Below are 19,398 nucleotides of genomic sequence, written 5' to 3'. Positions count from 1 at the left end.
GTTTTAAATGCCTTTTATTTTTATTTCTGATTGAAACGGAACGATCCATTCTTTATGTTTAAAGGTTCTTTTAATTTTGTACAAATCTACAGTATTATTCACAAATCTTGTACTTAATCTGCCATTAAGTGCCACATAACTTTCTGCAAAAACAGCTACATTTTTATGGCCTTGTTTTGTAAAATGATCTCCTAAAAAATGCGCATATTCTAAGATAAAATCGGGCTGAAAACTCATTTGTTTTTCTTGAAAAGAAGTTAAGAAATCGCTATTATTTACCATAAAATAATTACCGGTTTCTAAATTTTTAATTTTAAAATTGGTGCTTCCTGCTTTTTCCATTAACATAACTCTCCAAGAAAAACGATAACCTTCTTCTGTCCAAAATAATTCTCCAGGATACAACAAGTAACGCCAAGGAAGTAAAAGCTGAATTGCAAAAAATAAGGTAAAAATTGGCACAAATATTTTTCTTTTATTTCTAGAAAAATTATAATTTTCTACTGATTTTATGTTTGTGTTTGCTGCAATTCTGTTAGAAAAAATAGTGGTTTTTAAATTGCCTTTTAAGATATATTTTTTAATAAAATGAATAATTTTCAAATGCAATTTGGCATCAAAAAAGATAAGTGCAGAAACAATCATTATATAAGGAAACATGCCAATTGGAAACAAAACTCTAGTAAAAACATGAAAGAAAATAACCACAAGAAAGGCTAAAAAACGAGTTCTTTTATACAGTAGTAAAAAAGGTATTGCCAAATCATACAACATACCAGACCAACTCATGGCAAAGTGAAACCAGTTTTGTTGTAATAAGTTTTCTCCAATAAAAGGTAAATCGTATTTAGAAGGCAACCAAATTTTTAAAGGTTGTGCTCTTAACAACCAATCTGAGTTTAATTTTGCCAAACCTGCATAAAAATAAACAATTGCTAAGAGTAATTTTATACTATCAATTGTCCATTTTGGTACATTTTTATATTGTTTTTTGTTGATGAAATTGTCTACAGAAAAAGTTGCGTTTGCGGGTAAAAAAATCATTAAAAAACTTAAAATACTAATAAAGTAATAATGATTTAAATAGGTGGTTTTGTCCATTAATTCTATATACGTAAATGATAGAAAAAAGGTAATTATTGCGATTCTATATTTAAATCCAATTGCTACAAAAATAGCAGCTAAACCACAAATTAAAAATAATAGATATGTGTAATTCCCCAATGGTTTTATCCACTCAAAACCATAATAAGAAAAATGAAATTCTGGTGCTAAATATAATTTTTCTATCCAACCATTTGCCCAAAAACGAATAATACTCGCAAACATCATCAACCCAAAAAACAAACGAAATACTGCTAAAGGAGCAGCGTTTGTTTGTTCTTTAAAGTTGTATTTTAATAGTTTTTTCTTCATAAAAAACCCAACTTATTTAAATAAATTGGGTGTTTTTTATATTAATCTCCATCTGAATCTCTGTAATCTACACTTACGTTTAAGGCTTGCAACATATCTAGTTTGAGTAGAATTACTGCTTTTTGCAGTTCGTCATAAGATTTTAACATTGCAGAATTATCAGTATTTACTTGTTCAGAAAAGTTTACATTAAGTGTATTAATTTGAGTATTAGCAAGTTCAAATTGGTTTTTTATGCTTGATGCTAAATCTCCTCTATTTAAGGCTTCTAAATATTGTGCAAAACTTGTAGTATTTGAATCACCTTTAAAAATTATTTTTACTGCAGACAAAGCTTCTAGTGCTAAATCTTTAGAATAAATTTTACTGTAATAACCTTCTACTTTTTCTGGTAAAGGTGTGCTAGAAAAAATACCTGCAGGTATGCCAAATTTACCAGCTCTTAAGCCTTTTTCGTAATAAAAAATATAATCGTTTATTAGTTTATTTACATTACTTGTGGCAGTATTAGCAGTACTTGTAACAAAAGAATCTCTATTAGATTTAAAATCTAAAACTACTTGTTCTGTTAACGTATTCATCTGGCTTAATACATCTAATAAATATTTAGCATAGTTATTTCCGTTTGGTGTTGATTCATACTTTGCAAGTATTGCTGTATCTGAATCTGCAACTCCAAATAATAAATAATCTAAAGCAGGAAAACCTTGTGCATCGTGATTATTTGAACTGTTTAAATCATAACTTCCAGTTGCTATATTGTTTTCAACATCAGAAACCGTTAATGGGTAAATATTCATGTAAAAAGAATACTCCAGTTCTTCTGCCTTCCCTAAATTAAACATTTCTATATGTTGCCAAGATTTATAGGCAACTAACCAAGAAGTTCTTAAATTTTCTAGGTTAGTTAAGGTTGGAGTGCTCGCAAATGTTGTCCCATCAGATTTTAAAGCATTCATTTTTGTACTAAAATCTTCGTAAGCAGGTAGTATAATATTATCTGTAATATTGGTTAACATGGCTTGCCTATCAAAATTATCTGTAACTGTAGGTTCTGGTTCTTCAGAAGAATTACATCCAACAAAAATGGAAACAGAAAGAAAAAGAATTGAAATTTTTTTAAACATTTGTAACGTTTTTTTTAATTAAAAATAAAATTAACTACCAGCTTGTGCTACAGTAAACTTAAATTTAGCTGCAATTGTAGCAGACATTTCATCTAAAGTTTCATTAGTAATATCCCAGAAACCATCACCTTGCATTAAAGTGCTTAAAAAACCATCTACTTCTGTTTTAGTAAAGTAAGGTATTGCTGTGTTGGGTTGTCTTGTAAATTGTAAGCTATAAATAAATCCAAAACCTTCAGATAAATCATGAAAAGCAGATGCTTTGTCATTTGCCAAAGTGTTTTTTGCTTGCTGTAAATAATAAACGGCTCTAATACCTATTAATTCAGAAATTTTTTCTCTAAGAATATTTGCTTGCTCGTCTCTAGTATTGTAATCTTTTGCTACGATGGCAGCTCTTCCTAATTTAAACGCATCATAAATTTCTTGTGGCATGCTATCAAAATCTGTATCGTTATTTAAACGATTTACGTATTTATTTAAATATTGATCTACATTTAAAACAGGCGCTGTTGCATCTGGTTCTTTGCCATATAAATAACCAAAAGCTTCATCCCAAAAATGCTCCATAGAAGTATAATTTTCACCATTTAACGTAACATTACCATTATTATCTGCAATATTACTAGCTTCATCTAAAACACTTGTACTTAAATAATTATTAAGTATTTGATCTACCATTAAACCACCAATTAAACCTTTTACAATGGCTTGGTCATACTCTAAACCTTTTGCGTTTATCCATCTAATTGGCCCACCACCAGCTTCTTGCAATTGTCCTGCAACTCCTTTTGCTGCATCTTGGTTCCAATTTGGATATACCTCATTTACTTGTCCTTCTATCCACGCATCAAAATCTGCCCTTATAATAGCTGCATCTGTTGTATTTGCAGAAAAATAATCTATAGAAGCTGCTACTTTACTTCTCACATTTTTAGAAGACGCGTTTAACTCTAAACTAGAAAAATTTTGTTCTCCTGCCGTGTGTGAAAATTTAGCATTTAAGGAAGCAACTGTTTCTGTTTCTGGTTTATTTAAAGCGGCTGCAAACTCGTCTGCCATTTGTATTCTAGTAGTTTGTCCACTAAAATTAACGGTAGTTTCTCCATTTCTCTCAAAACTGTAAGTTGCAGGTGCTACTGTATTAATTTCTTCATCTTTGGTACACGAAATAATTGTTGATACAATTGCTAAGGAAAGAATTACTTTTCTCATTTTTATTTAGATTAATTATAGATAATTTATTTGTTTTTTGGCAAATATACAACACAACTTTAATTAATCAAACCTTATTTAGAATAAATTAAAATAAAAATTTAAAACGGCTATAAAAGTTCCTATTTCTAAATTTTTCTAAGAATATTGCGCAAAACTCTTTTTTAAAACCTATTTTTAAGTTCTTAATAAATTTTAAATGTTTTTTTATGAGAACTAAGTTTTTCTACATATTAATTATTGTAATGAGTTTTACAAGTTGTAAATCGGCTAAAACAAGTCTTAATACTACTGCTCTTACTTATGCTAGTTTTAAAGAAAACCAGAAATCTTTTTTATCTTCTGATGGAAATATAAAATATATAGACAAAGGGAAAGGCAACGTAATTTTACTTTTACACGGTGTACCCTCTTCTTCTTGGCTCTATAGAAAAATGATTGATGAATTAGTTGCTGAAGGATTTAGAGTTATTGCGCCAGATATGTTAGGGTTTGGTAATAGTGATAATCCTGATGGTTATGATCTTTACAATGCGCATAATCATGGCAAAAGAATTCTAGAATTAATGAATGGTTTAAAAATAAATACTTGGACTCATATAACGCATGATGCAGGAGGTTTATGGACTTGGGAGCTATTGAAACAGGATAAAAAAAGAATAGAAAAATTAATTTTATTGAATACTATAATTTATGAAGAGGGTTTTAAGCCACCAATTAGAATGAAAAGAGGTTTTTTTGCGAAAACAAGTATGTGGATGTATAGAAATGGAATTACCACTAACCTATTGTTAAATGGTTTATTTAAAAGTGGATTAATGGAAAATAATCTTACAGAAAATGAAATTGAAGGTTACAAAATACCTTTAAGAGAAGGAAAAACAAAAGCAATGTATTATTTTTTTAGCAAAACCTGCAATGCGCTGCCAGATTATAGTAACCTTATCACAAGCTTAAACCTACCTGTTGTATTAATTTGGGGAAAATATGATAAAATGCTGCAAATTAATCCACAGAAAAATAAGTTAATAAAAGCGCTAAAAATAAAAGACGAAAACATTCATATTATTGAAGCAAAACATTTTATACAAGAGGAAAAACCGAAAGAAATTAATAAAATTATAGTCGATTTTTTAAAGGAGTAAGTTCCAAAATTTTTAAAAAACCTCTAACGCTTTATTATATGCACTCTCAAAACTCATTGGTTTTAAATTGGTATTTGCCTTTTGTGCAGTAAAATAAGACAATAATTTTTCTGTTGGCATATTCCCTGTTAATTCATCTTTTGCCATTGGGCAACCGCCATAACCCTTTATAGCACCATCAAAACGTAAACAACCTGCTTTAAAAGCGGCATCTACTTTTTCGAACCATTTATCTGGCGTGGTATGCAAGTGCGCGCCAAATTCTATGTTTGTGTATTGTGGAATTAAGTTTGAAAACAAATAATTAATAACCTCTGGCGTAGAATTACCAATAGTGTCTGAAAGTGACACAATTTTTACACCCATTTGAGCCAGTTTTTCTGTCCAATTACCAACAATATCAACATTCCAAGGATCTCCATAAGGATTTCCAAAACCCATAGATAAATAGGTAACTACTTGCTTGTTACTTTTACTAGCAATATTTAAAATTTCATCTAAAGTTTTTACAGACTCTGCAATTGTTTTGTGCGTATTACGCATTTGAAAATTTTCTGAAATTGAAAATGGATATCCTAAATAATCAATCTCTTCAAATTGAGAGGCATCATTTGCACCTCTTACATTAGCAATAATAGCTAACAGTTTACTTTGAGTGCTAGATAAATCTAACTTACTTAAAACTGCTGCAGTATCTCTCATTTGTGGTATTGCCTTAGGCGAAACGAAACTGCCAAAATCTATAGTATCAAAACCTACTTTTAATAACGAATTGATATACAATGCTTTTTTTTCTGTAGCAATAAAGTGTGTTTTTATTCCTTGCATTGCATCTCTAGGACATTCTATGATTTTTATATTCTTCATTATTTCAAAGATAACCAAACAAACGGATTTCTTAAAAAATTAAAATTGTTTATTCTCTACTTTTCAATACTTTTACGTGACCAATGAAACAGCCAAAATTAATTTTACTAACTATAGTTATTGCACAATTTTTTTGCACCTCTCTTTGGTTTGCAGGAAACGGAATAATTAATGATTTAATAGCTTCTTATAATTTAAAAAGTACAGATTTAGCACACCTTACTGTAGCTGTGCAATTTGGTTTTATAAGTGGTACTTTAAGTTTTGCATTATTTACAATTGCAGATCGTTTTTCGCCATCTAAAGTGTTTTTTATATGTGCTTTATTAGGTGCTTTATTCAATTTTGGTATTACATTTCACAACCAAACTATAATTACATTATTGATATTACGTTTTTTTACTGGTTTTTTCTTAGCAGGAATTTATCCTGTTGGAATGAAAATTGCTACCGATTATTTTAAAGAAGGTTTAGGCACCTCTTTGGGTTTTTTAGTAGGTGCTTTGGTTTTGGGCACTGCGTTGCCACATTTATTAAAAGATTTATTTACCAATTTTAGCTGGCAAACTATAGTAATTACTACTTCTAGTCTATCAATTTTTGGAGGTTTTTTAATGTTTTTATTAGTACCTAATGGTCCTTATAGAAAAAAAGCAAAAAAATTAAATTTGTCTGTTTGTTTCGATGTCTTTAAAAACATCAACTTTAAAAAAGCGGCATTTGGTTATTTTGGGCACATGTGGGAGCTTTATGCTTTTTGGGCGTTTGTACCCATAATTTTAGAAATTTATAGCAATAAACAACAAATAACAAATTTTAACATACCATTATTATCTTTTTTAATAATTGGTATTGGTAGCTTAGCTTGTGTTTTTGGTAGTTTTATTGCTAAAAAATACGGCACTAAAAAAACGGCATTTTATATATTATTGTTATCTTGTTTTTGCTGTTTAATCTCACCATTATTTTTTAGCATAAAAAATGAAATTATTTTTGTTTTATTTTTACTTTTTTGGGGCATGGTTGTTATTGCAGATTCTCCTTTACTGTCTACTCTAGTGGCTAAAAATGCACCTGAAAAAGATAGAGGTACTGCCTTAACTATAGTAAATTGTTTAGGATTTTCTATTACCATAATTAGCATACAACTAATTGGTTATTTAAAAATGCAACTTTCAGAAATCTATATATTTGTGTTTCTTGCAATAGGCCCTGTTTTGGGTTTAATTGCTTTACGTAAAAGTAAAGCTTAATTTAAAGCTGTTTTAATGATTTTAGTAAATTGGGCAGGTGTGTATGGCTTACCAATAACAGACTTAAAACCAATATTTTTGTAACGTTCTAAATCTTCTTTTGTGGTGTTTGCGGTTAAGGCTAAAAAAGGAATTGTTTTGTTATTATTAAAAAATTCTTGCTTTTTTTGTACCAATTGTTCTCCTGTGATATTTGGCATGTGTATGTCTAATAACACCAGATCAAAAACTTCTTTTTTTAACATATTAAAAGCCTCTAAACCATCTTTTACGAGGGTAAAATTTACTTTTTCTTTCTTTAAAATGTGTGCAACTATGGTTTGGTTTAAAAAATCATCATCTGCAACCAAAATACGTTTTCCTTCTAATTCAATTTCTTTAGGTATATCGTTTATAACAATCTCTTTATTGTTATAATTATCACTTTTCACTTTTAAAAAAGGTATGGTTACTGTAAAAGTGGTTCCAACATTTAGTTCGCTATTTACGGTTATTTTACCATTCATAGCTTTTAAAAGTCGTTTTACGATAGACAAACCTAAACCAGCTCCTCCAAAAACTCTATTATCGCTTTTTTTGTTTTGTGTGTACTCATCAAATATCTTAGAAGCCTGTTTTTCTGTCATTCCTCTTCCAGAATCAGCAACTAAAAACCCAATATGAACTTCTTCTTCGGTTTCCTGAACTACTTTTGCCTCTATTTTAATTTCTCCTTTTTCCGTAAATTTTAAAGCGTTAGAAAGTAAATTAGAAAGCACTTGGTTTAAACGAACATCATCTCCTAAAACCCATTCTGGTAAGTTTTTATGGTTGCTAAAAGATAAGCAAACATTATCGTTTTTATTTTGATAGTTATAGTTTTCAAAACAATTTTTTACAATATCTGCAATTTGTATTGGTTTGTTTTCTAAGCTTAATTTACCGGCTTCGATTCTAGATAAATCTAAAATATCATTTACAATAACTTTTAAATGTTCTCCAGAAAGTGATAAGAGTTTGCTGTATTCTTTAACTTTTACATTGATATCTTCTTCAGAAATCATTTTAGAATATCCTAAAATAACGTTTAGTGGGTTTCTAACTTCATGGCTCATCATTGCTAAAAAACGGGTTTTTTGTTCGTTAGCTTTGTCTGCAATTTTTCTAAGTTCCTCTAATTCTTTATTTTTCTGGTCTATTTCTCTTTTCAAAAAAAATAGATCGTTTCTATTTTGGTTTAGTTGATCTACAAACTTATAAACGCTTGTTCTGTTATGTATTAAAACAGTTACAGCATTTGCTTGCTTAAGCAACTCTATATCTACATTATATTCTTTATTTTTTGCAACAATAAGCATGCCTTCTAATAAAAACGGTGTATTTTTTTCTAAAGCCTCTAAGGTACCCAATAAAAAAGGGCAAACTTTATATATAGAATCTTGTATTTTGAATTCTTCTTTAACTAAATTACCTGCATCTATACTTATTATTTCCCCAGAAAACTGAGTTGTAATTTGTATAAAAATAGATGCAATATTCTTAGGTATCAAAATACTTTATTTTATGGCTTGTGATGCTAATTGTAAAAATGCGTCTGCTACATTATCATTTTCTTTAGCACTTGTAACTAAATCAATTGGTACAGTAATGGCATTTGTTACTGTTTTTAACTCTTCTGCTGTTAATAAATCTTTTTTATTTCCTACAATGGTAACTTCTTTTAGGTTGGATAATTGTTTTATAGAATCTAAAAACGCTTCTATATTATTATAGGTTTCTTCCCTGCTTAAATCAAAAACATACATTGCTGCACTTGCTCCTAAAAAATAAGCTTTTGGTATTTTTTCATCTTCGCTTGTACCTGCTACATCCCATATTAAAAGTTTTATATCTTTATTCTGATAAGAAACAATTTTAGAGCTTACTCTAACTCCAATGGTACTTATATAGTCTTCGGAAAATTCATTTAAAACAAAACGGCGAATTAAAGAAGTTTTACCAACTCCAAAATTACCAACCAATAAAACTTTTTTAGCTATCATTTGTAATATTCTATTTTTAAGCTATTAAATGTCTTTCAATCATTACATTTAACTTTGTTTCATCTTCTAAATATTTACGTTCTCTAAGAATAATTTCTGCTAAATTATTGGTATTATCTGCTAAGTTTTCTTTAAAATCTGTAGTTAAAACGCCAGAAGTGGCAATAGCAATGTAAATGGTTTTAAAATTTTTTATGGTCAACTGAAAATTATCAAACTTGATGTCTTCTAAATTCTGATTTTCTTTAGAGAACGCATCTTCTGCAAAAGATTTAATAGCTGTTAACATTCCAGAAACCATATCTTTATCTGCAATATCTCCCTTAGAATAACTACCAGAAAGCAAACCAGAATCTTTTTCAATAATAAAAACTTGTTCTATACTGGCTTCAAATACTTCTTGTAAAACATCTTCTGCATCTGTGTTTTTCCCTTTTATAAAACGTCTAAACATTTGTTTTACAGAAAACTTTTCTGAAATGGTTTTGTTAATTCTTTCAGACAGTTTTGTAATTTCACTAACAATTGCTTTTTTAATTAGTTTACCCATAATTGGGTATAAAGCATCTACAACTTCGTCCTGAGAATCTCTAATTTGAGTCTTTATAGTTTCTGTTATTGTACTTCCAAAATATTCTGGAAAATTTTGGCGAAGATCATTTATTTTACTATCTATAAGCGGATTTACTTTTTTTGATAGTTTTTCTCTTTGAACTATTTCTTCGCTAAGTGCTGTAAATTTTTCTCTATCGTCTTCTAAAAGCAATTCTTTTAAGAGCTCAAAACGATTGTCTTTAACAGTATTTACAGTTTTTTCTTTCATCTATTCTTGCAACATTTGTGCAATCTTTTCTAAAGCTTTACCTAATTTTCTACGATCTGTCTTTTCATCCTCTAAATCAGCAATTTTTTTATCCAAATCGTCATTTAAATCGGCTATTTTATGCTCCATTAAACTTTCTAAATCGGCTAATTTGTTTTCTAAATCCGTTACAGAATTACTTATTTTTTTCTCTGTATTATCTTCTAATGCTTTAATTCTATTAAAAACATCTTCAAATTCAGTGTTATATTGTTGAATATTTTCTCCAAAGATTAGATCTCTTACGGCCGCAATTCTGCTATCTACTTGCTGTTTATCTTCTTCAGGATTCTTTTTGTCGGACATGTTATACTATTTTTAAATAAATTTTATTTGGTTATGCGATTAATGTAACGCAAACCTAATTAAATTAAATGCTTGCATTATAAACAAATATACACTAAAATTTATTTTGTTAAAATTTAGATTTCTATTTTTAAGCCATCAAAAGCTAAAAACACATTTTTAGGTAGTATTTTAGAAACTTCTTTATGAAAACCAAGTTTATGACTAATATGTGTAAAATAAGCTTTTTTAGGTTTAATTTCTGCCACAAAATCTAAAGCTTCTTGCAAGTTAAAATGGGTAGGATGTTCTTGAATTCTTAAAGCATTTACTACTAAAACATCTAAATTTTTAAGTTTTTCCTTTTCTAACTTATCTATTGTTTTTAAATCTGTTAAATAAGCAACTCCTTTTATTCGGTAGCCTAAAATAGGTAAATTACCATGTTGTACTTGTATAGGAATCACTTCTAAATCATCAATTAAAAAAGGAACGTTTTCTACAATATTAGGTTGTACACTTGGTGCACCTGGATACCTGTTTTCTTTAGAAAATATATATTGAAAACGTTGTTCTAAACTTTGCAATGTTCTATCATTTAAAAAAATTGGCATTTCTCCAATTTTATAACAATAAGGTCTTAAATCATCTAAACCAGCTGTATGGTCTGCATGTTCATGTGTAAATAAAACACCGTTTACCAAATCTATATGTTCTCTAAGCATTTGTTGCCTAAAATCTGGTCCACAATCTATAACATAATTCTTTTCATTGTAAGAAATTAAAACTGAAGACCGCAAACGCTTGTCTTTTAAATCTGTAGACAAACATACAGGATCTTTACTAGCAATCATAGGTATTCCTTGAGATGTGCCTGTACCTAAAAAAGTAAGTTTTAACAGTTTTTTATCAATTTTCATTCAAACAAAAATAGTATAAAATTGACTGATTGCATAGTTATTACTTACATTTGTTAGAACTAATAAAAAACCTATTTTATGGCCATTTCTTTAAAAGGAGATCAAGAAATTAGTAGTGTACCAACTACAAAAAGTAAAGCACTTCGCATTAATTTAAATTCTGATATTTACGGAACGTTTGCAGAAATTGGTGCAGGACAAGAAACGGCAAGAAACTTTTTTAGATCTGGTGCTGCTTCTGGTACAATTGCAAAAGCAATGAGTGCTTATGATAAAGATTTTTCTGATGCTATTTATGGAACAGAATCTGACAATAGATATGTTACACAACCGCGTTTAAAGAAAATGTTGAGTCATGAGATTCATTTGATGGAAGACCGTTTAAGTAGAACAAAACATCCAGATAAATTGTTTTTTAGTTATGCAAACACAGTAACCACCATCGATTTTGCCAAGAAATTTAAAGGTCATGGTTGGGTTGGTATTCGTTTTCAATTAGATCCATTAGAAGATTACAATGAAATTATTTTACACCTCCGTTTTAAAGAAACAGACGCACGTTTACAACAAGAAACTTTAGGTATTTTAGGTGTAAACCTTATTTATGGTGCATTTTATTTAAATGACAATCCTAAAGAATTGGTAAAATCTTTTTATCATAATCTAAGTCAAGACCAATTAGAAATTGATATGATTAATTTCTCTGGACCACGCTTTATGTATGTAGACAATCGCTTAATGAGTTTACAATTGGTAAAAAACGGAATGACAAATGCCGTTATGTTTGGACCAGATGGTAACAATTTATTACCAGCACAAGTATTGTATAAAAAGAACATATTAGCTTTAAGAGGTAGTTTTAGACCTGTTACCAAGGTAAATATGGATATGTTTGACCAATCTAAAAAACTGTTTTTAGCAGAAAATAAGGTTAAAGAAGAAAAAACTCAAATTATTTTCGAAATTACTTTAAGTAACCTTACTGCTGAAGGTAAAATTAACGAAAGAGACTTTTTAGATAGAGCAGAATTGCTTTGTTCTTTAGGACAAAATGTAATGATTACCAGTTTTCAACAATACTTTAAATTGGTAGAATACTTTAGTGAATTTACCAAAGAAAGAATGGGACTTGCTATGGGAGTGCACAACCTAGTTCAAATTTTTGATGAAAAATATTATCGTAATTTAAGTGGTGGTATTTTAGAAGCCTTTGGTAAACTATTCTACAGAGATTTAAAAGTATACATGTACCCTTACCACGACCAAGATTCTGGAGAATATATTAATAGCGAAAACTTAAAAGTGCATCCAAGAATGAAAGAATTGTACAAATTCTTTAAAAACAATGGGCGTTTGGTTAATATTGACGATTTTAAAAAAGAAAATATGGATATTTTTTCTAGAACTGTCCTAAAAATGATTGTTAATGGAGAAAAAGGGTGGGAAGAAATGTTACCAGAAGGCATTCCTGAAATTATAAAACAAAAACGTTTATTTGGTTACTCTAGAACTAGAATAAAAAAATAGTAATTTATAATTAAACCTTTACCAAATAATTTTGTCTAACCTAAAAACAATTTCTTGATAGACGAAATTACTTTTATAGCACAACTTACCAACCCTAAAAGTAAAGAAAAAGCTTTTAGACAGCTAATAACGCAATATAAAGAACGTTTGTATTGGCACATTCGTAAAATTGTAATTTCTCATGATGATACAGATGATGTATTGCAAAATACATTTATAAAAATCTATAAAAACATCCATAAATTTAACGGAAAAAGTAAATTATTCTCTTGGATGTATAGAATTGCCACTAATGAAGCCATTACCTTTATTAATAAAAGAGCTAAAGAAAGAAACGTAGATATTACAGCAATAAATGAACAGTTGGCGGCAACTTTAGAAAGCGATGTATATTTTTCTGGTGATGAAATTCAGTTAATACTACAAAAAGCGATTGCAACTTTACCGCAAAAACAACAATTGGTTTTTAATATGAAATATTTTGATGAACTTAAGTACAACGAAATTTCTAATATTTTAGAAACCTCTGTTGGTGCATTAAAAGCCTCTTATTTTCATGCCGTTAAAAAAATAGAAAATTATATTAAAAATACCCAAAATTAAACTTTTTACAATAATTAGTGTCTAAAGAATAACATGGAAAACGAAATTAAAAATAGCGAAGATTATTTAAAATCTATTCTTAAAAAAGAAACAGGTTTTACAACTCCAGAAAATTATTTTTCTAAAGTGGAAGATAATATAGAAACCCTTATTTTTAAAGAAAAATTACCTACAAAAACTGGTTTTAAAGTTCCTGATGCTTATTTTAACACTATACAAGATACTATTTTAGACAACATTAAAATTGAAAAAGAAGTAAAAGTAATTTCTTTAAAACAACGTATTTTAAAATATAGTGCTATTGGTGTTGCAGCCACAATTGCACTATTTTTAAGTTTAAACTTTTTTAATACAACTGCTACCACAGCAGATTTTAACAAATTAGCGCAAACAGATATAGAAAATTGGATTGTAGAAAACTCCAGCGAATTTACCACAGAAGATTTTGCAACAATTTTAAATGAATCCATTTTAAACGAAGAAGAATTTGTTTTTACAGATTTAAAAAATGATGCTATAGAAGAATATATTATTAATACAGACAATACCTATTTATTAAACGAAAACTATTAAAATGAAAAAGCATATTTTAAGTATTGCCTTAATATTAGTTGCTTTTTTATCTTTTGCACAAGATAAAATACAAACTAAAGAAAAAATTAACTCCTTAAAAATTGCCTATTTAACAGAGCAATTGGCACTAACTTCTAGTGAAGCACAAAAGTTTTGGCCTGTATATAATAAACATACAGAAAAGCTAAACTACTTAAGAAACAAAGGAAGAGCAGAAATTAGAAAAAAACTAAATAACCCAGATGATTTAAGCAGTTTAAATGAAACTACAGCAGAAAAAATGGTATTGCTAAAATTAAAATTAGAGCAAGAAATGGTAAGCGAAAAAGAAAATTTTGTTAAAGAAGCTGCTCAGTTTTTACCTTATAAAAAAATATTAAAATTGCAATTAACAGAAAGAGAATTTGCCAGAAAACTAATGCGCAAATATGGTAGAGGAAGAAAACCTATAAAAAATTAAGTACTTACACACTTTACAATCAAAAAGCCATCTCAAAAGAGATGGCTTTTTTTACTAACTAATTCAAATAATTTACACAATGAAAACAGTTTACTAGGTTGCTTTCAATTAATAAACTTCAAACCTTATGCCAAAGTCTGTTTTGAATTAAATATTTTTTATAAATCTTGTGCATGCTTATGTGCTTTGTAAGAAGAACGCACTAACGCGCCACTTTCTACATACATAAAGCCCATTTCTAAGCCAAGTGTTTCATATTTCTTAAATTGATCTGGTGTAATAAACTCTTTAACCGGTAAATGCATTTTAGTAGGTTGCAAATATTGGCCAATGGTAATAATATCACAATTTACAGCGCGTAAATCTTTCATGGTTTGTATTACTTCCTCTTCCTTTTCTCCCAAACCTAACATTAAACCTGTTTTAGTTCGCATTCCGTTTTCCTTTAAATATTTTAAAACACCTAAACTTCTATCGTATTTTGCCTGTATTCTAACTTCTCTGGTTAATCTTCTAACAGTTTCCATATTATGTGAAACTACTTCTGGCGCAACTTCTATAATTCTGTCTATTTGTTTTGTGTTTCCTTGAAAATCTGGAATTAAAGTCTCTAATGTAGTAGTAGGATTTGCTCTACGAATTGCATCTACAGTTTCTGCCCAAATAATAGAACCTCCATCTTTTAAATCGTCTCTATCTACAGAAGTAATAACTGCATGTTTAATACTCATTATTTTAATAGAACGTGCAACTTTTTCTGGTTCGTCCCATTCTACCGTTTCTGGTCTTCCTGTTTTTACACCACAAAAACCACAAGAACGCGTACAAATATTTCCTAAAATCATAAAAGTGGCAGTACCTTCTCCCCAACATTCGCCCATATTTGGGCAACTTCCACTAGTACAAATGGTGTTTAATTTGTATTTGTCTACCAAACCTCTAAGTTCTGTATACTTTTTACCCACAGGTAATTTTACACGCAACCATTTTGGTTTTTTAGGTCTTTCTGGTAATACTGCAGATTCTATTGCCATTTTGTATTGTTTAATTTAGATTTACAAAGATACAAAGGAAAGTTTTAAATACTTGTTAAAAACAACATTTCAAAACCAAAAAAAAGAGCTGCTACCCTACTTTTAAATTAGATTTTATGCGTTAAAAACCCAAGAAAAATGTTTTGCTGTTATTATTTGTTGCTCCTCTTCAATATGTTTTTTAAATGCTTTAGCCACCATAGATAAATTTTTAGTTTTCAACCAAATTAAATTCCAATTGGTTTCTAATGGCAAATTTTTAACATCTAAAATCTGCAATTCGCCTGTTTGTAACTCATTTTTAATACCAATTATTGGCATAATAGAAATACCCAAACCAGCAATAATTGCTTGCTTTAATGCTTCATTAGATGTTAATTCTATCTTTTTATTTATTTGTACTTTATGTTTTACCAAAAAACGCTCCATAGCCAAACGTGTTGCAGAACCTTGCTCTCTAAAAATAAATACATTTTCATTTAAGTTTTTAATTGAAAGCCTATCTTTAGAAACAATAAAATCTTTATTCGCTACAAAATAAAGTTTGTTTTTCATGAGTTCTATACGATCTATATTTAGCTTTTTAGGAATGGTAGAAACCATTGCAAAATCACAATCGTTATTTTCTAAACTTCTAATAACAGCCATTTTGTTGGTTACGTCCATTGTTAAATCTATACGCTCATTTTGTTTCATAAAATCTGCTAAAAAAAAAGGCATTACATATTTTGCAGTAGAAACAATTGCAATTTTTAACTTTCCTGCCAATTCACCTTCAAACTGTGCAGATTTGTAATTTATTGCTGCAACTTGCTCTAAAATTTTAGCAGCTGTTTTAGAAATTTCTTCGCCAAATTCTGTAATGTATAATTTTCTACCAACCACCTCAAAAAGCGGTAAATTAAATTGGTCCTGAAAATTTTTTAACTGAATAGAAACCGCAGGTTGCGTTAAAAAAAGTTGCTCAGAAGCTTTGGTAACACTTTTAACTTCTGCTATTTTTCTAAATATTTCTAATTGATGTAAAGTATAATTCATAAAATATTTTTATGTAAAACATAATTCATATAAATGTAAAGATATTTATTTGTTTTGCTTGCTTAAAAACTACATTTTTAAAAACATTTTAACATCAAATAATTACTTATTTCAACATTTTTTAGTCAATTTAACAAAAGAAAAAACGCCAAATTCCTATAAATCATAAAAGTGCCGAATTAAAATATTCGCATTTTTTTTGATGATAAATGTAGTTCATAAAAAATATTTATGTATTACATAATAATTATAAATAAAAATAGATGAAATAAATAACATTTCTTTGTCCAAGATTAAAACAAACCAATAAACAAGTATTTCACCAAAAAACAACACATGGATTTACATTACTTAGTAGACAATTTAACAAACCCCGCTTTATTATTTTTCTTTTTAGGTTTAATTGCTGTTAATTTAAAAAGCGATTTAAAAATACCAGAAAATTCTTCTAAATTTATTTCTTTATACCTTTTATTAGCCATTGGTTTTAAAGGAGGACAAGAATTGGCACATAGCGAAATTACCTCAGAAATTATTGGCTCTCTATTTTTTGGAATTTTTTTAGCCTTAATAGTACCTATTTACTGCTACTTTATTTTAAGAATAAAACTTAGTGTAGAAAATTCTGGAGCAATTGCAGCCGCTTACGGTTCTGTAAGTGCCGTAACTTTTGTAACCACAATATCTTTTTTAGAACTCTCTAACATACCTTTTGGTGGGCACATGGTTGCAGTTATGGCTTTAATGGAAGCACCATCTATTATTGTAGGTGTGTTATTAATAGCCCTAAATAATAAAAACAAAAAAGATAAAATGTCTTTTAAAAAGGTTATTCACCATTCTTTAACCAACGGTTCTGTGGTTTTAATTATTGGTAGTTTATTTGTAGGCTATTTTACAAACGATTTACAAGCAGCTGGTATAAAACCTTTTACCACAGATATTTTTAAAGGCTTTTTAGCTGTTTTCTTATTAGATATGGGAATAACTAGCGGTGGCAAATTAAAAGCTTTAATTAAAAAAGGTTGGTTTACACTTTCTTTTGCCATTATAATTCCATTAATTAACGGTTGTTTGGTAGCCGTAATTAGCGGTTTATTTATAGAAGAAATTGGCAACAGATTATTAATGTCTATTTTAGCAGCAAGTGCTTCTTACATTGCAGTGCCAGCAGCCATGAAATTAGCTGCGCCCAAAGCAAATCCTGGTTTGTACATACCTATGGCGTTGGCAATTACATTTCCGTTTAACATTACGTTAGGAATGCCATTGTATTTAATGATTATAGAATCTTTTTAAAATAATATTTTGGGCGTTCCCAAGCAGAAAAAGCTTGGGCGCGCTTTTCGCACTCACTTTTTGTGCTAGAAAAAAGCACAAAAGAGTTCAAACAATTGCTACAATCGCTAACGCAGAAAATCTAGTAACTTTTGGCAAAACCATTAGCTATTAGATTTTCTGCGTTAGTGATTGCAATGGCATCCTTTTTATTGCCGATTTCATTTTGTATCTTTAAAAGCAAATAATTTATTTAATGTAAATTATTTTTTAAAAAAGACAAAATAATAAAAAGATATAATGGAAAGCACGACCTCGCATTTTTCTGCGAGGTAACGCCTAAAAAATAAATTATCTTTGTAATAGAACACATAACTATGAAATACGCAAAAAATATTTTAGAAACTATTGGCAATACGCCTTTGGTAAAATTAAATGTTTTAACCAAAGATTTGCCATGTTTGGTGCTGTCTAAATACGAAACTTTTAACCCAGGAAACTCAGTAAAAGATCGTATGGCATTGCAAATGATAGAAGATGCAGAGGCAGATGGCCGCTTAAAACCAGGCGGAACAATTATAGAGGGAACTTCTGGAAATACAGGAATGGGTTTGGCTTTGGCGGCAATTATAAAAGGTTATAAATGTATTTTTGTAATGGCAGACAAACAGTCTAAAGAAAAAATAGACATTTTACGTGCTGTTGGCGCAGAAGTTGTGGTTTGTCCAACAAACGTAGAACCAGATGATCCTAGATCTTATTACTCGGTTTCTAAACGTTTGGGAGAAGAAACACCCAACTCTTGGTATGTTAATCAATATGATAATCCTAGCAATTGTAAAGCGCATTTTTTAAGCACAGGACCAGAAATTTGGGAACAAACCGAAGGAAAAGTTACACATTTTGTAGTTGGTGTAGGAACTGGAGGTACCATTTCTGGCGTAGGAAGTTACCTAAAAATGAAAGCGAAACAAGAAGGCAAAACCGTTAAAGTTTGGGGAATTGATACCTATGGTTCTGTTTTTAAAAAATACCACGAAACAGGTATTTTTGACGAAAATGAAATTTATCCGTACATAACAGAAGGCATTGGTGAAGATATTTTACCAAAAAATGTAAATTTTGGAGTAATAGACGGTTTTACCAAAGTAACCGACAAAGATGCTGCTATTTACACGCAACGTTTGGCAAAAGAAGAAGGTATGTTTTTAGGAAATTCTGCTGGAGCTGCTGTAAAAGGTTTGTTGCAGTTAAAAGAGCATTTTACAAAAGACGATGTTGTGGTGGTTTTATTTCACGATCATGGAAGTAGATATGTTGGTAAAATGTTTAATAATGATTGGATGCGCGATAGAGGTTTTGTAGAAGAAGATATAAAAACAGCGGCAGATTTGGTAGCAAACCATAATGATAAACCATTATTGGCAGTACAAACAGAAGAATTGGTTTCTCATGCTATAGAACGTATGAAAAGCTTAAAAATATCTCAATTACCGGTAAAAGATGCCAACGGTTTTGTAGGTTCTTTAGACGAATCTGTTTTAATTCATCATTTTATGAATGATAGAAATATTGCAAATAAACCTATTAAACATATTATGGGTAAACCTTATCCTATAGTTTCTAAAACGGCTAAATTAGAAGCTATTTCTAAATTGATAAGTATAGAAAATCAGGCTGTTTTGGTAGATTTAGAAGATGGCAATTACCAAATAATTACAAAGTACGATATTATTAGTGCTATCTAAATTTGTTTTTTGCTAATTCTAATAGT

Annotated in this window: 19 protein-coding genes; 8 read left to right on the top strand and 11 right to left on the bottom strand. The window is 29.3% G+C overall.

Features of this window, described 5'->3' with window-relative positions; translation table 11 throughout:
* Positions 1-3 precede the first annotated feature (3 nt).
* Genes Q0762_RS03575 through Q0762_RS03565 form a run of 3 tightly spaced genes read right to left on the bottom strand, consistent with a single transcriptional unit; the run spans position 4 to position 3,758 of the window.
* Positions 4-1,416, bottom strand: coding sequence for an HTTM domain-containing protein (locus Q0762_RS03575; protein ID WP_298763652.1), 1,413 nt, complete (start codon positions 1,414-1,416; stop codon positions 4-6).
* Positions 1,417-1,457: 41 nt separating this feature from the next.
* Positions 1,458-2,543 carry an imelysin family protein gene (locus tag Q0762_RS03570; protein ID WP_298763649.1) on the bottom strand — a complete coding sequence of 362 codons (1,086 nt, stop codon included), beginning with the start codon at positions 2,541-2,543 and terminating at the stop codon, positions 1,458-1,460.
* Positions 2,544-2,573: 30 nt separating this feature from the next.
* Positions 2,574-3,758 (bottom strand): DUF4856 domain-containing protein, encoded by a 1,185-nt coding sequence (locus Q0762_RS03565; RefSeq protein ID WP_298763646.1) that lies wholly within the window; start codon positions 3,756-3,758, stop codon positions 2,574-2,576.
* A 209-nt stretch (positions 3,759-3,967) separates the two neighbouring features.
* Here Q0762_RS03565 and Q0762_RS03560 point away from each other — a divergent pair, with 209 nt between their 5' ends.
* Positions 3,968-4,903: an alpha/beta hydrolase gene (locus Q0762_RS03560; protein WP_298763643.1), complete on the top strand. Its 936-nt coding sequence runs from the start codon at positions 3,968-3,970 to the stop codon at positions 4,901-4,903.
* 12 nt (positions 4,904-4,915) lie between these two features.
* Here Q0762_RS03560 and Q0762_RS03555 read toward each other — a convergent pair whose 3' ends face one another.
* The gene (locus Q0762_RS03555) at positions 4,916-5,770 is read right to left on the bottom strand and encodes a hydroxymethylglutaryl-CoA lyase (RefSeq protein ID WP_298763640.1); all 855 of its coding nucleotides are present in this window, start codon (positions 5,768-5,770) and stop codon (positions 4,916-4,918) included.
* A gap of 83 nt (positions 5,771-5,853) precedes the next feature.
* On the opposite strand from Q0762_RS03555, the gene Q0762_RS03550 reads away from it, so the two are divergent.
* Positions 5,854-7,023 carry an MFS transporter gene (locus Q0762_RS03550; RefSeq protein WP_298763638.1) on the top strand — a complete coding sequence of 390 codons (1,170 nt, stop codon included), beginning with the start codon at positions 5,854-5,856 and terminating at the stop codon, positions 7,021-7,023.
* Here the strand turns inward: Q0762_RS03550 and Q0762_RS03545 are convergent.
* From Q0762_RS03545 to Q0762_RS03525, 5 genes are all read right to left on the bottom strand, one after another.
* The gene (locus Q0762_RS03545) at positions 7,020-8,552 is read right to left on the bottom strand and encodes an ATP-binding protein (RefSeq protein ID WP_298763636.1); all 1,533 of its coding nucleotides are present in this window, start codon (positions 8,550-8,552) and stop codon (positions 7,020-7,022) included. The genes Q0762_RS03550 and Q0762_RS03545 overlap by 4 nt on opposite strands.
* A 6-nt stretch (positions 8,553-8,558) precedes the next feature.
* Positions 8,559-9,044: a Rab family GTPase gene (locus Q0762_RS03540; RefSeq protein ID WP_298763633.1), complete on the bottom strand. Its 486-nt coding sequence runs from the start codon at positions 9,042-9,044 to the stop codon at positions 8,559-8,561.
* Between the two features lie 16 nt (positions 9,045-9,060).
* Positions 9,061-9,867 (bottom strand): cell envelope biogenesis protein OmpA, encoded by an 807-nt coding sequence (locus Q0762_RS03535; protein WP_298763630.1) that lies wholly within the window; start codon positions 9,865-9,867, stop codon positions 9,061-9,063.
* Positions 9,868-10,212, bottom strand: coding sequence for a hypothetical protein (locus tag Q0762_RS03530; RefSeq protein WP_298763627.1), 345 nt, complete (start codon positions 10,210-10,212; stop codon positions 9,868-9,870).
* 116 nt (positions 10,213-10,328) lie between these two features.
* Positions 10,329-11,111, bottom strand: coding sequence for an MBL fold metallo-hydrolase (locus Q0762_RS03525; protein WP_298763624.1), 783 nt, complete (start codon positions 11,109-11,111; stop codon positions 10,329-10,331).
* Between the two features lie 78 nt (positions 11,112-11,189).
* Between Q0762_RS03525 and Q0762_RS03520 the strand changes: the two genes are divergently transcribed.
* From Q0762_RS03520 to Q0762_RS03505, 4 genes are read left to right on the top strand one after another with little or no spacing between them, the layout of a single operon-like run.
* Complete coding sequence (locus Q0762_RS03520) at positions 11,190-12,638, top strand: TonB-dependent receptor (RefSeq protein ID WP_298763621.1); 1,449 nt, start codon at positions 11,190-11,192, stop codon at positions 12,636-12,638.
* A 54-nt stretch (positions 12,639-12,692) separates the two neighbouring features.
* Positions 12,693-13,241, top strand: a complete 549-nt coding sequence (locus Q0762_RS03515) for an RNA polymerase sigma factor (protein WP_298763619.1) — start codon at positions 12,693-12,695, stop codon at positions 13,239-13,241.
* Positions 13,242-13,274: 33 nt separating this feature from the next.
* The gene (locus Q0762_RS03510; RefSeq protein ID WP_298763617.1) at positions 13,275-13,814 is read left to right on the top strand and encodes a hypothetical protein; all 540 of its coding nucleotides are present in this window, start codon (positions 13,275-13,277) and stop codon (positions 13,812-13,814) included.
* A gap of 1 nt (position 13,815) precedes the next feature.
* Entirely contained in the window at positions 13,816-14,274 is a 459-nt protein-coding gene (locus Q0762_RS03505) for a hypothetical protein (protein ID WP_298763615.1), read from the top strand.
* 158 nt (positions 14,275-14,432) lie between these two features.
* Here Q0762_RS03505 and lipA read toward each other — a convergent pair whose 3' ends face one another.
* Positions 14,433-15,308, bottom strand: coding sequence for a lipoyl synthase (gene lipA / locus Q0762_RS03500; protein ID WP_298763612.1), 876 nt, complete (start codon positions 15,306-15,308; stop codon positions 14,433-14,435).
* A gap of 114 nt (positions 15,309-15,422) precedes the next feature.
* Positions 15,423-16,346 (bottom strand): LysR family transcriptional regulator, encoded by a 924-nt coding sequence (locus Q0762_RS03495; RefSeq protein ID WP_298763609.1) that lies wholly within the window; start codon positions 16,344-16,346, stop codon positions 15,423-15,425.
* A gap of 336 nt (positions 16,347-16,682) precedes the next feature.
* Between Q0762_RS03495 and Q0762_RS03490 the strand changes: the two genes are divergently transcribed.
* Entirely contained in the window at positions 16,683-17,645 is a 963-nt protein-coding gene (locus Q0762_RS03490) for a sodium-dependent bicarbonate transport family permease (RefSeq protein ID WP_298763606.1), read from the top strand.
* 356 nt (positions 17,646-18,001) lie between these two features.
* Positions 18,002-19,372 carry a pyridoxal-phosphate dependent enzyme gene (locus Q0762_RS03485; RefSeq protein ID WP_298763602.1) on the top strand — a complete coding sequence of 457 codons (1,371 nt, stop codon included), beginning with the start codon at positions 18,002-18,004 and terminating at the stop codon, positions 19,370-19,372.
* Positions 19,373-19,398 lie beyond the last annotated feature (26 nt).

This window comes from uncultured Polaribacter sp., assembly GCF_947495205.1.
Classification (GTDB): Bacteria; Bacteroidota; Bacteroidia; order Flavobacteriales; family Flavobacteriaceae; genus Polaribacter.
The sequence above is the reverse complement of the archived record's forward strand: the minus strand, read 5'-3'. Positions and strand labels throughout refer to the sequence as shown.

Coding starts and splice junctions, on each gene's coding strand:
- Q0762_RS03535 (WP_298763630.1), bottom strand. CDS start 9,867: ATGAAAGAAAAAACTGTAAATACTGTTAAAGACAATCGTTTTGAGCTC.
- Q0762_RS03495 (WP_298763609.1), bottom strand. CDS start 16,346: ATGAATTATACTTTACATCAATTAGAAATATTTAGAAAAATAGCAGAA.
- Q0762_RS03510 (WP_298763617.1), top strand. CDS start 13,275: ATGGAAAACGAAATTAAAAATAGCGAAGATTATTTAAAATCTATTCTT.
- Q0762_RS03570 (WP_298763649.1), bottom strand. CDS start 2,543: ATGTTTAAAAAAATTTCAATTCTTTTTCTTTCTGTTTCCATTTTTGTT.
- Q0762_RS03565 (WP_298763646.1), bottom strand. CDS start 3,758: ATGAGAAAAGTAATTCTTTCCTTAGCAATTGTATCAACAATTATTTCG.
- lipA (WP_298763612.1), bottom strand. CDS start 15,308: ATGGCAATAGAATCTGCAGTATTACCAGAAAGACCTAAAAAACCAAAA.
- Q0762_RS03530 (WP_298763627.1), bottom strand. CDS start 10,212: ATGTCCGACAAAAAGAATCCTGAAGAAGATAAACAGCAAGTAGATAGC.
- Q0762_RS03540 (WP_298763633.1), bottom strand. CDS start 9,044: ATGATAGCTAAAAAAGTTTTATTGGTTGGTAATTTTGGAGTTGGTAAA.
- Q0762_RS03525 (WP_298763624.1), bottom strand. CDS start 11,111: ATGAAAATTGATAAAAAACTGTTAAAACTTACTTTTTTAGGTACAGGC.
- Q0762_RS03555 (WP_298763640.1), bottom strand. CDS start 5,770: ATGAAGAATATAAAAATCATAGAATGTCCTAGAGATGCAATGCAAGGA.
- Q0762_RS03520 (WP_298763621.1), top strand. CDS start 11,190: ATGGCCATTTCTTTAAAAGGAGATCAAGAAATTAGTAGTGTACCAACT.
- Q0762_RS03550 (WP_298763638.1), top strand. CDS start 5,854: ATGAAACAGCCAAAATTAATTTTACTAACTATAGTTATTGCACAATTT.
- Q0762_RS03490 (WP_298763606.1), top strand. CDS start 16,683: ATGGATTTACATTACTTAGTAGACAATTTAACAAACCCCGCTTTATTA.
- Q0762_RS03560 (WP_298763643.1), top strand. CDS start 3,968: ATGAGAACTAAGTTTTTCTACATATTAATTATTGTAATGAGTTTTACA.
- Q0762_RS03505 (WP_298763615.1), top strand. CDS start 13,816: ATGAAAAAGCATATTTTAAGTATTGCCTTAATATTAGTTGCTTTTTTA.
- Q0762_RS03575 (WP_298763652.1), bottom strand. CDS start 1,416: ATGAAGAAAAAACTATTAAAATACAACTTTAAAGAACAAACAAACGCT.
- Q0762_RS03485 (WP_298763602.1), top strand. CDS start 18,002: ATGAAATACGCAAAAAATATTTTAGAAACTATTGGCAATACGCCTTTG.